Below are 12,189 nucleotides of genomic sequence, written 5' to 3' on the forward strand. Positions count from 1 at the left end.
TTAATTTCCCCCACCAATGACAGGCATGGCCTGTATGTCTTGCCATAAATTTTGATTGATTTGTGCAATAGCATCTTTCGACATGACTTCACTTGGGCTAATGCCTAAGCTTAAACTTTCTGCTTCGATGGCCTTTTGCCAGCCCTCCCGTAACAACTGGACTTTACGTAGACGGATGTCTTGTAATTGAAGCGTGGCTTGCTGAACATCGGTTAAAGCAAACTTTCCTGCCAGAAAACCTTGTAAAGTTTTACTTTGAACTTGAGTCGCCAAAGGAATTTGAGTCTCGTCAACGACTTTGAATTGAAGCTCTAAACCCTGCAACTCGGTTAAGATCGTGCCTATTTGCAGCGCATTTTGCTTTAGATAAAAGTCTTTCTGACGCTCTAATAAGTTCATTTTTTCTTGCGCGATTTTTATGCCATTTTGCTGACGATCGAAAATATTGAGCGGTACACTGACTCCAACCACCAGTTGATTTTGTGTTGAGTTATCCAAGGATTGGGTGCGGTTAACGCCCAGGTTTAAAGTAGGATTAGGACGTGACTTTGCTTTCAGCTGATCAACCGTTGCTTGAGACTCTAACACCTGTAAAATCCGATATTTCTCAATGTAGTTATCCGCTAAATATTCTTGAACCTGCCCATGAGTCGATTTTGGCCAAAGCTTTTGCGAAGAGAGGTTTACCTTCAATGACTTATCAGAGGTTCCCCATAAATTTGATAATTGTTGGGTTGCCACTTGTACCTGTAAGTCGGCCTGTCTAAAAAGACGGATATTTTCAGCATGACTTAAACGTGCGCGATTCACATCTACTTGCGCGATACTGCCTGCATTAAAGCGCTTTTCGATTGCTTGAAGGTTTTCTTCGCTCACCCGAAGTTGTTCATTGACAATGTTTTTTTCAAGTTCGGCAATGGCCAGTTGCGACCATACATATTTCACTGCAAGCTCAATTTGTGCTTGATAAATCTTCTGTTTCAGCGCTGTTTTATCTATTGAGAGACTGGCTAATTTTTGGTTTGCTCTTCGCTCACCAAAAATATCCAAGGGTTGTGATATGCCAATGGTAAGCTCTTTTTCATTATTTGAACCAAAGCCCGTTTGTTCAACTGACAGTTCAGGATTTTTAAACAGCTTACTTTGCTGAAGATTCGTGGCATTAATGCTGTTTTGCGTTTCCCAGAAATTTTGGGACGCTTGATATTGGTTAACCTGCTCAATAGCTTGCTGCAGCGTTAAATCTTGAGTACTGGCGACTACGGAAGTACTGAAGCTGATCATTGCAGATAGCAAGATACCGCTACCTAAGGCTGACCAGGATAAATTCAGGATGGAGGTATCCTGATGTAATTTGTTTTTTGACATGAAAATGCCCCACGCATAATGAAATTAGGAGTGGTGGGCTTTTATAAGACTACCCCACCAATAGTAGGGGCAAATCGGGAGGCGGGGTTAATTGATCCAGATAAGGGGGTTTATAAAAAGTTATTCCCAAATAAGTTGGGGTAATGCCGGTCTCAAAATTAGCTTTAAGCTTCAGATCATCGGGTGGGTCAATCTGAATCACGATTGTATTTGAGAAATGACTGCACTTTTCGTTAAAACAAACCTTCTGACAATAGTCATAGATTTCTTTATAGTTTTCTAGGGAATAAAGTGCTTGACGAGGACTATCACTCTTTTCGTCTAAATCGATTGGATTAGAGAGTATTGAATTGGGTATGTTTGGCATTTCATGCAGACAAGCAGCCTCTGCCACACTCCAAATATTCTGGAATGTGAATAAGAGTACCAATATCTGGATTAGAAATGTTTTTCTCTTCATACACAAATCTGTATTTAAAACACCAATCGGAAGCTAACCAAAGCTATCTAAGATCTGATCACAAAATTTAAGTCACCTTAATCTTTTTGCAGCCTTAAGTAAAGATATACAGAGTTTTTGAAAAAAGCATAGGTCTAGATAATCAAGCTAGATTTTTTAGAACTCCACATTGGTCAATTGTACATAAACCATCACAAGTACCTCTTAAATCAGATAATTGTTCAATAAGCTTTTGTTGCTTGATTATATTTTCTCTGATAGCACTGACATGTAAGTCAATTAATTCATTCACATCTGAACAATTTTTCTTGGGATTATCTTTATAGGTGAGTAATTGACGAATTTCATTCAAACTCATATTTAAAGTTCGGCAATTCAAAATAAACTTAATTCGCTCAACATAGCCTATATCGTAAAGGCGGTAATTTCCTTCTGTTCTTTCGGGTTCCGGAATTAAACCTTCCTTTTCATAAAACCTAATTGTTAATACTGAACATGAGGTTTTTTTAGAGAGTTCACCAATTTTTAAATGCATTGAGTTGGTATTTCCAAAAAATCTTGACTCTATAGTAACTATAGGGATTCTAATATTCAAAGTTTATAAATTTTTTTAATGGGTATAATTATGAGTGGTTGTGGATGTAGTAAAGAAACACCATGCAAAGATAAGAAATCTCAACAAGAAAATCATCCATCAATTGCAGAAGCAAACAATTCAAAGAATTGTAATAATACGCTTAGCTGTTGTGGTGAAGAGGAAGAAGAGAAATCTTCATCTCCTTGCTGTAACACTTCAAACAGTTGTGAAGATACCGCTCAATCCTGTTGTGGTTCTGATCCCAAAGAAAATTTAAGCACAGAAAACGTTTTAAAAGATTCGCACTACATGAGTGAATACTTAGTTCCCAAAATGGATTGTTCTGCGGAAGAACAGATGGTTCGTATGGCGCTATCTTCAATTGATGGTGTTCAAAAACTCATCTTTGATTTACCTAACCGTTCTTTAAAGGTTCTACATAATCAAAAAGATGAAAATATAACCACCAAACTTGAAGGACTGGGTTTTGGTGCAAAGCTTGTGAAGACTGAAACTTATATAAGCAATCAACAGGCCAAGCAAACAAGTACCTACACCATTCCTAAAATGGATTGCTCTGCTGAAGAGCAAATGGTCCGTATGGCTCTTGCAGATCTTGAAGCAGTTAAAGGTCTTACTTTTGATCTTCCCAATCGAAAACTGAAAGTCTTCCATAATGAAGGGATTCAGCAAATTACGGCCAAACTTGAAGGACTGGGTTTTGGGGCGAAACTTGATGAAACACAGCTTTCTTCAGGTGACCTACCCAATGAACCTGATCCTGTAAGACAAGCTAAAGTACTTAAACTGTTATTAGGCATTAATGCTCTACTGTTCTTTATAGAATTCATCAGCGGTATTATTGCTGCTTCTACAGGATTGATTGCTGATTCTCTAGATATGTTTGCCGATGCAGCCGTTTATGGTATTGCGCTATATGCCGTCGGGAAAGCTGCGAAATATCAAGTAAAAGCAGCTCATTTTGCAGGCTGGATTCAGTTATTACTCGCTGTCATCGTGATTATTGACGTCATTAGACGATTCATGTTTGGAAGCGAGCCAGAATCAACGCTCATGATTGTTATTGGCCTGCTCGCACTTATAGCTAACGTGACATGCTTATATCTTATTTCTGGTCATCGAGAAGATGGCGCACATATGAAAGCCAGTTGGATTTTCTCAGCGAATGACGTTGTGGTAAATATGGGCGTTATATTTGCCGGTGTACTCGTGGCGTGGACGGGATCAGCTTACCCAGACTTAATCATTGGTATACTGGTTTCTTTATTCGTGCTTAATGGTGCTCGAAAGATTTTGGCTTTGAAGTAAGAGTATCGAAAATGAATCTATTTCAAGTTAAACAAAATCAGATCGTCAAAATTAGAGATCTCAAAAAAGGTAATCAATACAGTCATACCACTGATCCCGTATTGGAACGGCTCCAACTATTAGGTTTTAGAGAGGGTGAAACTCTACAAGTACTCGCTAAAGGTGTTTTTGGCGGAGATCCTGTTTTAGTTCAAATTGAAACTTCAAGATTCGCATTAAGAAAGAATGAAGCTGAAAGAATTTTTGTAGAGTTAGTATCCAATGAAGATTAAGAACATTGCATTAGTCGGTAATCCAAATTGTGGAAAAACCTCTTTATTTAATACGCTTACTGGTACGCGACAAAAAGTTGCCAACTATGCTGGAGTTACCGTAGAAAGAAAAGAAGGTTCTTTTAAATTACCTTCTGGTGATGCAGTACGAGTATTGGACTTACCCGGAACTTACAGTTTAAAACCTAGTAGTTTAGATGAAGAAGTCACCAGGGCAGTTTGTTTGGGCGAGCTAAAAGGTGAAGTTCTACCCGATATTTTTATATGCGTTGTAGATGCCACAAATTTAAGCTTACATTTGAGCTTGGTTCTCGAAGTTCGTGCTCTAAATCGCCCTATGATTCTTGTATTAAATATGATGGATGAGGTCAAAAAGCGTGGTATTTCCATTGATAAGGATAAACTGTCTCAACTGTTAGGTATCCCTGTAGTTGAAGCTGTCGCAGTTAAAACAAAAGGAATTCAAGATTTAATTAATCAATTAGATCAAAAAAATCTTTTTATTACTCCTTATCATTCTGAATTAAGTCATTTTGAACAGGTCAAACAAATCACCAAACAAGTTATTTTAAATAATGACAGTGGTGATAAAAGAACCGCATTTCTAGATAAAATTTTTCTACATCCTGTATTGGGTTTAGTAATCTTAACTTTAACCATGTTTGTGATGTTCCAGGCGGTATTTATATGGGCAACGCCTTTTATTGAATTCATTGAAAATTTTGTCGCATGGCTCAGTGATTTTATTGGACCACTAATCCAACATCCTCTATTAAAAAGCTTGGTTGTGGATGGGGTAATTGCTGGTGCAGGTAGCGTGCTTGCATATATGCCTCAGATTTTGATTTTATTCTTCTTCATTTTAATGCTTGAAGAGTCAGGCTATTTACCCCGGGCAGCATTTCTTTTAGATAAATTAATGTCTAAAGCCGGGCTTAGCGACCGTTCATTTATTCCTCTGCTATCCAGTTTTGCTTGTGCCATTCCCGGAATTATGGCAACCAGAAGTATCAGCTCTGAACGGGACCGATTAGCAACAATTATGATTGCACCCTTGATGACCTGTTCAGCAAGATTGCCAGTATATGCTTTATTGATCGCGGCATTTATTCCCAACCAATTAATCTACGGCTGGTTAAGTCTGCAAGGATTAGTCCTTTTTGGTCTTTATATGTCGGGAATAGTCTCAGCGTTATTAGTTTCAGTCTTTCTGAAGTTGGTTCGAAAAGATAAAACTGAAAGTATTTTTATTTTTGAACTTCCCACATACCGAATTCCAGATATTAGAAATATTGCATTAGGCTTATATGATAGGGCAACTATTTTCTTAAAACGAGTTGGTGGCATTATCGTTGCGCTGTCTATCTTGTTATGGGTGCTAGTCACGTTCCCTCAACCACCAGATAATGCAACCATGCCGGCCATTAACTATAGTTTAGCTGGTCAGTTAGGGCATTTAATTCATCCTATATTTGCGCCTATTGGGTTTACATGGGAAATATGTATTGCACTCATTCCTGCTATGGCAGCAAGGGAAGTTGTAATTGCTGCTCTTGGGGTGATTTATGCGATGTCAGGTGATGAAGATACAGTAACTCAAAGTCTGTTAAGTCAAATTTCAGGCCCGGATGGATGGGGGTTAGCCACAGGTTTATCATTATTGGTATGGTTTATTTTTGCTCCCCATTGTCTTGCTACGTTAGCAACAATTAGACGAGAAACTGGCAGCTGGAAACAGCCCATCATTATGGCAACTTATTTGTTTGCATTAGCCTACATCTTTTCATTCATCACATATCAAGTTGCGAGTAATTTTTAATTAGCAAATGAATAAAATAAGGGAGCTAGCTCCCTTATTTTATTGAAATACTCACTATAAATGAAGCGCTTTTACAAGAAAAACTGTATAGATATCAATAATATTAAACAGCTTCCTAAGAAAACTTCTAATTTAATTATAAATTATGAAAGAGTTCCCTCTTTTTAGTGCAATTCATGAAATTAGGTTTAAATATCAAAAATTATGGCTTAATGAAGAGCATGATCTTGTAGACACTTTTAGTGAAATAATAATCAAAATATTGGAATGCTCCCAGTAGCCTAGACACAAAACCGATTCTAAAATTCTTATACTCGATATGGATAATTATTCTGAAAATTTTTTAGTATTAATTTCTTGTAGATAAGTGAAGATCTCATCTACTGTAGCTCTCGCTGTTCTAGAAACGCCAATTAATGTTGCAGATGCCATACCTGTCCAATCTCCATATCCAACTAACCACAAGTTAGGTAACTTAATAGACCTTCCATTTTGAACTTCTACAAAGTTATCTCGCTCTACTATATCTATACTTTTTAGATGATTTAATGAAGCCTTAAATCCAGTACACCAAATAATCACATCAATTTTCTCTTTTTTTCCATCTGGCCAAATAACTGTATCTGTAGCTAAAGATTGAAAAGGTGGACGGCTATGTAAGACTCCTCTATTCCTTGCCTCTTTGACACTATCGATCATCACAATATCACCTAGGCCACCTATTGGCTGGTCAACTTTTCTTCCTTCTTGTTGTACTTTTAAACGCTCAGTTGCTCTTAAAAACAGTACTCGACCATCGACATCATCAGGTAAAAATTGAGGCGGAGTTTTTGTGACCCAAATGGTTTCAGCAACTTGTGAAACCTCAGCGAGTATTTGCGCGCCCGAATTCCCCCCACCCACCACGATGACTTTCTTATCTTTAAATGAATCTGCATTCAGGTAATGGGCTGAATGTAACTGCGTGCCTTGAAAGTTTTCCTGTCCCGGATAATCAGGAATAAACGGCTGGCGCCATGTCCCTGTTGCACTGACCACCACCTTGGCTCGCCAAAACTTTTCTCCAGCATATACGTCTAAATACTTTCCCTTCGATTCCACACGATCGACATGTACTGGACGAACAATCGAAAATTGATATCTCTGTTCATAAGCCGATAAATACTGGATCACCTCATTTCGTGTTGGATAGGTCTGTTCAGTGATGGGCATCATCCAACCGGATAGAGAACTCCAGGTATTAGGAGAAAAAAGACGCAATGACTCCCAGGTATGCAGCCAGGCACCCCCCGCTTGATTTTGCTCATCCAATATAATGAATGGGATTTTCTTGCGCTTTAAAAAATAAGCGGTAGATAAAGCGGCCTGCCCACCACCGATAATGATCACATCAGTTTCAGTCTGTTTCTGGTTCAAAGCCTTCACCTTTTCCTTATTTATCTCTGACTTCTTTAATGTAAAAACCCAATCATGAAGACTGGGTTTTTACAATATTCATTGTACCTTTAACAGCACTTCATCGGTACAGCATAAAAGTGTTACTGACCTGGCAATGAGGCGCAGTATTTAATACCATCCAGCATTTATAAACTGCGCTGATTTACACGCTTGGACAACTCTTCAGCCGATTCCTTGCGTTCAGAATAACGATCTGTCAGGTATTTGCTTTGTCCACGAGTCAGTAGGGTGAACTTAAATAACTCTTCCATCACATCCACAATCCGGTCATAGAAAGCCGAAGGTTTCATTCGTCCATCTTCTTCAAACTCCAAAAAAGCTTTTGGAACTGAAGACTGATTTGGAATGGTGATCATCCGCATCCACCGCCCCAAAATACGCATCTGGTTCAGGCTGTTAAATGACTGTGATCCGCCACTGACTTGCATCAAGGCAAGAGTTTTACCTTGGGTAGCACGGATTGCCCCTCCTGCCAGTGGAATCCAGTCGATTTGAGATTTAAAGATTGAACTCATAGAACCATGGCGTTCAGGTGAACACCAGACCATGCCTTCTGACCATGCTAAAAGCTCATGCAGTTCTTTTACTTTTGGATGCTCAGTATCCGCATCTTCTGGTAAAGGAAGCCCTTTAGGATGAAAGATTTTTATTTCCGCCCCAAAATGCTCAAGGATTCGACCGGCTTCAAGAACTGCAAGGCGACTGTAAGAACGTTCTCGATTAGAGCCATACAGCAGCAAAATTCGCGGAGGATGAGCAAGTTCTTTGGCTTGAACTTTTTCAAAGGTGGGTTGCTCAAGAAGATTTAGATCTACATTTGGGAGATTCATAGAGTTAGGCCTCTTTAAAAACTTTCTTTCTCAGCCAGAGTGAAACACTCACCAAGGCAATCAACACAGGAACTTCGACCAGTGGGCCAATAATCGTGGTAAAAGCAACAGGCGAAGCGATACCAAAAGTTGCAATCGCTACTGCAAGTGATAATTCAAAATTATTCCCCGCTGCGGTAAATGCAATTGCTGTGGTCTTAGGATAGTCATTGCCCATCCATTTACTCATAAAGAAGCTGATGAAGAACATTAAAACGAAGTAAATGGTTAAAGGAATCGCGATGCGTAAAACTTCAAGCGGAAGACTCACGACATCACCGCCTTTTAGGCTAAACATGGCCAGAATGGTGAACAGCAAAGCCATTAAACTCAGCGGACTGATTTTCGGAATGAACTTGGTTTCATACCATTCCACGCCTTTCTGTTTCACCAAAATCCATCGCGTTAAGAAACCTAATAAGAACGGAATACCAAGATAAACCAGAACAGCATGGGTGATGGTCCAGAAATCGACATTAATGACCTGCGAAGCGACACCAAAATAGGGTGGAAGGAAGGTCAGGAATAACCAGGCATAGGTACTGAAAAATAGAATCTGGAAGATGCTGTTAAAGGCAACTAATGCTGCAACATATTGATTATCACCACAGGCCAAGCCATTCCACACCAGAACCATGGCAATACATCGAGCAAGACCAATCAGGATGACACCGGTCATATATTCTGGATAACTATGTAAAAATATGATTGCCAGGGCAAACATGAGTACTGGCGCGATCAGCCAGTTTTGTACTAAGGACAAAGTAAGGGTTTTCTTATCCTTAAACACTTGTGGCAAAGTCGCATAGTTCACTTTTGCCAGTGGTGGATACATCATTAGAATAAGACCAATCGCGATTGGAATATTCACTGAATCAATGCTTAATTTATCGAGTGCGACAGAAGCCTGAGGAAAGAAGTTTCCGATGGCAATGCCTAAGGCCATGGCAATAAAAATCCATAGCGTCAGGTTGCGATCTAAAAAAGATAAGCGTTTTTCAGACATTTCACTTACTCAACGTTCGAAATTTGATTAATTGCTGCAATCAATTCTGAGCGAGATAGTTTATCTACATTAAGTTTAAATAAAGCATCTAAGCGACGATTGATATGTTCAACAGTGCTCATAAAGGCTTTCATTTTTTCTTCTTTATTCACGTCTAAGTGTGAAGGATCAGCCAAGCCCCAATGTGCCTTGATTGCTCCACCCAAATAAAGTGGACATGCTTCTTGAGCAGCAGAATCACATACTGTGATCACAACATCAGGTTGATATTGTTCACAATCATTAATCGTTTTACTCCATAAACCTTCGGTAGATAATCCTAAGTTTTCAAGGGTTTCTAAAGTTAGCGGGTGAACTTGACCTGAAGGCTTACTCCCAGCGCTATAGGCTTTCCAACCTTCTGGTGCTCGGCTATTAAACAAAACTTCAGACAAAATGCTACGGCAGCTATTTCCAGTACATAAAAATAAAAATTTCATTGAATTACTCACAATAACTATTTACAGAAAGGGGGTGTTGATCATCCAGCTTTGATTGAGATTGAACCGTCTTCAAAATATCTAAAATTTCATAACACCAGTTGGCCAATTTTGGATTGATACTGTAGTAAACCCATTGGCCTTGTCTGCGATCTTGAAGTAGCCCTGAAGCACGTAAAAGGGCTAAATGTCTTGAAATTTTCGGTTGACTGAGTTGTAGTTTTTCAGTCAAATCACATACACATAGTTCTTTATTTTCAACAATTAATGTCACTATATTGAGACGTGTTTCATCTGATAAGCATTTAAAAAAATTAACTTGATCCATATAAATCTCCTTCACATTCTTTCCATTCAAGAGATGAGAAAGTACTATTTAATTCTTTGGCCATTTTCATCAATAATTTTTTCACCATCTTCTTTGCTAAATGCGCCTTTCTGAGGAAACGGGAGAATATCCAAAACAACTTCAGAAGGACGACACAAACGTGTACCTAAATCCGTAACAACGAATGGGCGGTTAATCAAAATAGGATGTTGAAGCATAAAATTTAAAAGCTGTTCATCAGACCAATCTTCCCGAACAATTTCTAAATCAGAATATGGAGGTACATTTTTACGAATTGCTTCTCTAACACTTAAACCAGCACTACGAATAAGTTCAATTAATTCTGCTTTCGAAGGTGGGGTAATTAGATATTCAATAACGATTGGTTCAATTCCTGCATTTTGAATTAAAGCTAAGGTATTCCTTGATGTACCACACTCAGGATTGTGATAAATCTTTATGGTCGAGAACATTTTGACTAACACTGCTATTAGAAACTCAGATATACTTATATACGTATTTCCACATATATGTAAATACGTATATTGATTTTATTTAAATTACTTAATGTCAATAAATGTATATATATTCTTGCAAATTCTTATGAGTGAGAAAAAACTCGTTATTTAAATATGTAAATTTAGAGTATACCCTAAAGTAACAATATAAAAGTTCTTAAAACTATGTAACATTTAAATGATTTTTAACCATATATAACATGTAACTTTGATATTTAAGATTTATAATTTACGAAATTGTTCATTTTTATCTAATTGGGGCGTGAAAGAGTGAAAGGCCAAAAAGTAGGTTATGTGCGAGTGAGTTCGGTCGAGCAAAATACAGGGCGTCAACTTGAGGGAATTGAAGTCGACCGGATTTTTGTTGACCGTGCTTCGGGTAAAAATACCGACCGACCGAAATTTCAAGAAATGTTGAACTATGTCCGGGAAGGGGACAGGGTGATTGTACATTCCATGGATCGTTTTGCACGAAGTCTAAAAGATTTGGTCACTGAAGTAGATAAACTGGTCAAAAGAGGGATCGCTATCCAGTTTGTAAAAGAGAATATTACTTTTACTGCCCAATCCACGCCGATGGATAATTTGATGCTGCAACTGATGGGTGCTTTTGCGCAATTTGAACGTGAAATCATTCTGGAAAGGCAAAAGGAAGGAATTAAACTCGCCTCTGTTCAAGGGAAGTACAAAGGCCGGGTACATAAATTGAAGCCTGATAAAGCTGAAGCTTTGCGACAAGCATGGAAGGAAGGGCAGTATCCTTCAAAAATGGCATTAGGCCAGGCATTTGGAATTAGCCGCCAAGCGGTATACCGCTATTTAAAAGCCGGAGAGGAACTCAGTTGAAATTGGCGACTATAATTATTTATCTTATGAAAACTGTGGAACACTGACCCGGTACGGTTCAGTAGGGCTTTTTAATAGATGTGTAGTGACCAAGAAGAAAACCAATACATACTTTTACTTTCTGCTGCTAACGTGTAAACCAAACATTAACTCCATGAATGGTTCTACAGCATCTTGGTGTTCGATGGTAAAACATAGAGCCTGCTTTTGTTTGGTTGGATGCTTTGGATCTTTATCTGGGTAGCCCGAAAAACATGATCTGTTCGATTCCCTAGCTTCAACGATTCCATCAATTGTTAAGCAGTCACTAATTTTATCAACATATTCAGGTGTGTATGGCATAGCCAAATTTGCTTGAGTAAAACCATCAAGTTGTATGTGAAGAAAATGCTTTAAGTTACTATGAGCTAGTCTATGTACTTTCTTATTTGGTGGTTGACTTGATGGCTTTAATACCAAGGTGAAACCGTAATTTTCTGTTAAATGTTCTTGTAAATTATCTGGCAAGAATGTCATGTGCTTGAATCCAAATACTATCAGTAGAATTAAGTATGAAGGCAGGATTTAGGCTTTCTAATGAAATAAACCAAGAAAGAGATTGAATGATTGTTTTTTAGACTTTTGATAAATCCTTGGCAAAAGAAAAGCGGGGAAATGTCAATTACCCCGCTTTCCCACACTTGGCACTGTTTTCCAAAAGAATAACTTGCGGTAAAACTTTTGGCTCGAAACAAACAACGCACCAACTGAAAAGGTTTAATGACTGTATTGTATGAAAATAGGAAGCGCAATAGATAGGCGAACTGATGTGGTTCCGTTAATTAGACCACTCAATCTAGTTTTATAAGTGATAAATCCGC

At 38.3% G+C, this 12,189-nt stretch carries 14 protein-coding genes; 4 read left to right on the top strand and 10 right to left on the bottom strand.

The annotated features are described in order from the left end of the window. The 3 genes from C3F22_RS17200 to cadR form a co-directional block, all read right to left on the bottom strand. Positions 1 to 1,368 (bottom strand): TolC family protein, encoded by a 1,368-nt coding sequence (locus tag C3F22_RS17200; RefSeq protein WP_070153873.1) that lies wholly within the window; start codon positions 1,366 to 1,368, stop codon positions 1 to 3. Between the two features lie 49 nt (positions 1,369 to 1,417). Next, positions 1,418 to 1,828: a hypothetical protein gene (locus C3F22_RS17205; protein ID WP_004733191.1), complete on the bottom strand. Its 411-nt coding sequence runs from the start codon at positions 1,826 to 1,828 to the stop codon at positions 1,418 to 1,420. Positions 1,829 to 1,970: 142 nt separating this feature from the next. Beyond that, positions 1,971 to 2,363 (bottom strand): Cd(II)/Pb(II)-responsive transcriptional regulator, encoded by a 393-nt coding sequence (gene cadR, locus C3F22_RS17210; protein ID WP_004281856.1) that lies wholly within the window; start codon positions 2,361 to 2,363, stop codon positions 1,971 to 1,973. A gap of 90 nt (positions 2,364 to 2,453) precedes the next feature. Between cadR and C3F22_RS17215 the strand changes: the two genes are divergently transcribed. Genes C3F22_RS17215 through feoB form a run of 3 tightly spaced genes read left to right on the top strand, consistent with a single transcriptional unit; the run spans position 2,454 to position 5,825 of the window. Continuing rightward, the gene (locus C3F22_RS17215) at positions 2,454 to 3,734 is read left to right on the top strand and encodes a cation transporter (RefSeq protein WP_104427066.1); all 1,281 of its coding nucleotides are present in this window, start codon (positions 2,454 to 2,456) and stop codon (positions 3,732 to 3,734) included. Between the two features lie 11 nt (positions 3,735 to 3,745). Continuing rightward, positions 3,746 to 4,006: a FeoA family protein gene (locus C3F22_RS17220; RefSeq protein WP_004665962.1), complete on the top strand. Its 261-nt coding sequence runs from the start codon at positions 3,746 to 3,748 to the stop codon at positions 4,004 to 4,006. Beyond that, positions 3,996 to 5,825 (top strand): ferrous iron transporter B, encoded by a 1,830-nt coding sequence (gene feoB / locus C3F22_RS17225; protein WP_104427067.1) that lies wholly within the window; start codon positions 3,996 to 3,998, stop codon positions 5,823 to 5,825. The genes C3F22_RS17220 and feoB overlap by 11 nt, the downstream gene beginning before the upstream one ends. Before the next feature lie 327 nt (positions 5,826 to 6,152). Here the strand turns inward: feoB and C3F22_RS17230 are convergent, their stop codons facing one another. The 6 genes from C3F22_RS17230 to arsC all read right to left on the bottom strand — a co-directional run bounded on the left by C3F22_RS17230 (position 6,153) and on the right by arsC (position 10,438). After that, on the bottom strand, positions 6,153 to 7,241 hold the full coding sequence (locus C3F22_RS17230) for an ArsO family NAD(P)H-dependent flavin-containing monooxygenase (RefSeq protein WP_034589770.1): 1,089 nt from the start codon (positions 7,239 to 7,241) through the stop codon (positions 6,153 to 6,155). Between the two features lie 167 nt (positions 7,242 to 7,408). Further along, complete coding sequence (arsH, locus tag C3F22_RS17235) at positions 7,409 to 8,113, bottom strand: arsenical resistance protein ArsH (protein ID WP_004644739.1); 705 nt, start codon at positions 8,111 to 8,113, stop codon at positions 7,409 to 7,411. A gap of 4 nt (positions 8,114 to 8,117) precedes the next feature. Then, positions 8,118 to 9,158: an ACR3 family arsenite efflux transporter gene (gene arsB, locus C3F22_RS17240; protein WP_004644740.1), complete on the bottom strand. Its 1,041-nt coding sequence runs from the start codon at positions 9,156 to 9,158 to the stop codon at positions 8,118 to 8,120. 5 nt (positions 9,159 to 9,163) lie between these two features. Further along, positions 9,164 to 9,637 carry an arsenate reductase ArsC gene (locus C3F22_RS17245; protein WP_004781073.1) on the bottom strand — a complete coding sequence of 158 codons (474 nt, stop codon included), beginning with the start codon at positions 9,635 to 9,637 and terminating at the stop codon, positions 9,164 to 9,166. Positions 9,638 to 9,641: 4 nt separating this feature from the next. After that, positions 9,642 to 9,965 (bottom strand): metalloregulator ArsR/SmtB family transcription factor, encoded by a 324-nt coding sequence (locus C3F22_RS17250; protein WP_004644742.1) that lies wholly within the window; start codon positions 9,963 to 9,965, stop codon positions 9,642 to 9,644. A gap of 44 nt (positions 9,966 to 10,009) precedes the next feature. Further along, positions 10,010 to 10,438, bottom strand: a complete 429-nt coding sequence (gene arsC / locus C3F22_RS17255) for an arsenate reductase (glutaredoxin) (RefSeq protein WP_004733243.1) — start codon at positions 10,436 to 10,438, stop codon at positions 10,010 to 10,012. A gap of 315 nt (positions 10,439 to 10,753) precedes the next feature. Between arsC and C3F22_RS17260 the strand changes: the two genes are divergently transcribed. Beyond that, complete coding sequence (locus tag C3F22_RS17260) at positions 10,754 to 11,329, top strand: recombinase family protein (protein ID WP_075316580.1); 576 nt, start codon at positions 10,754 to 10,756, stop codon at positions 11,327 to 11,329. Positions 11,330 to 11,443: 114 nt separating this feature from the next. Here C3F22_RS17260 and C3F22_RS17265 read toward each other — a convergent pair whose 3' ends face one another. Next, positions 11,444 to 11,845 carry a hypothetical protein gene (locus C3F22_RS17265; RefSeq protein WP_075316579.1) on the bottom strand — a complete coding sequence of 134 codons (402 nt, stop codon included), beginning with the start codon at positions 11,843 to 11,845 and terminating at the stop codon, positions 11,444 to 11,446. Positions 11,846 to 12,189 lie beyond the last annotated feature (344 nt).

It is taken from the genome of Acinetobacter sp. ACNIH1, from assembly GCF_002934695.1.
GTDB lineage: Bacteria > Pseudomonadota > Gammaproteobacteria > Pseudomonadales > Moraxellaceae > Acinetobacter > Acinetobacter variabilis.

What these genes read in the sequence shown, in the direction of transcription:
- C3F22_RS17200 (WP_070153873.1), bottom strand. Translation starts at nt 1,368, where the DNA reads ATGTCAAAAAACAAATTACATCAGGATACCTCCATCCTGAATTTATCC.
- C3F22_RS17205 (WP_004733191.1), bottom strand. Translation starts at nt 1,828, where the DNA reads ATGAAGAGAAAAACATTTCTAATCCAGATATTGGTACTCTTATTCACA.
- cadR (WP_004281856.1), bottom strand. Translation starts at nt 2,363, where the DNA reads ATGCATTTAAAAATTGGTGAACTCTCTAAAAAAACCTCATGTTCAGTA.
- C3F22_RS17215 (WP_104427066.1), top strand. Translation starts at nt 2,454, where the DNA reads ATGAGTGGTTGTGGATGTAGTAAAGAAACACCATGCAAAGATAAGAAA.
- C3F22_RS17220 (WP_004665962.1), top strand. Translation starts at nt 3,746, where the DNA reads ATGAATCTATTTCAAGTTAAACAAAATCAGATCGTCAAAATTAGAGAT.
- feoB (WP_104427067.1), top strand. Translation starts at nt 3,996, where the DNA reads ATGAAGATTAAGAACATTGCATTAGTCGGTAATCCAAATTGTGGAAAA.
- arsH (WP_004644739.1), bottom strand. Translation starts at nt 8,113, where the DNA reads ATGAATCTCCCAAATGTAGATCTAAATCTTCTTGAGCAACCCACCTTT.
- arsB (WP_004644740.1), bottom strand. Translation starts at nt 9,158, where the DNA reads ATGTCTGAAAAACGCTTATCTTTTTTAGATCGCAACCTGACGCTATGG.
- C3F22_RS17245 (WP_004781073.1), bottom strand. Translation starts at nt 9,637, where the DNA reads ATGAAATTTTTATTTTTATGTACTGGAAATAGCTGCCGTAGCATTTTG.
- C3F22_RS17250 (WP_004644742.1), bottom strand. Translation starts at nt 9,965, where the DNA reads ATGGATCAAGTTAATTTTTTTAAATGCTTATCAGATGAAACACGTCTC.
- arsC (WP_004733243.1), bottom strand. Translation starts at nt 10,438, where the DNA reads ATGTTCTCGACCATAAAGATTTATCACAATCCTGAGTGTGGTACATCA.
- C3F22_RS17265 (WP_075316579.1), bottom strand. Translation starts at nt 11,845, where the DNA reads ATGACATTCTTGCCAGATAATTTACAAGAACATTTAACAGAAAATTAC.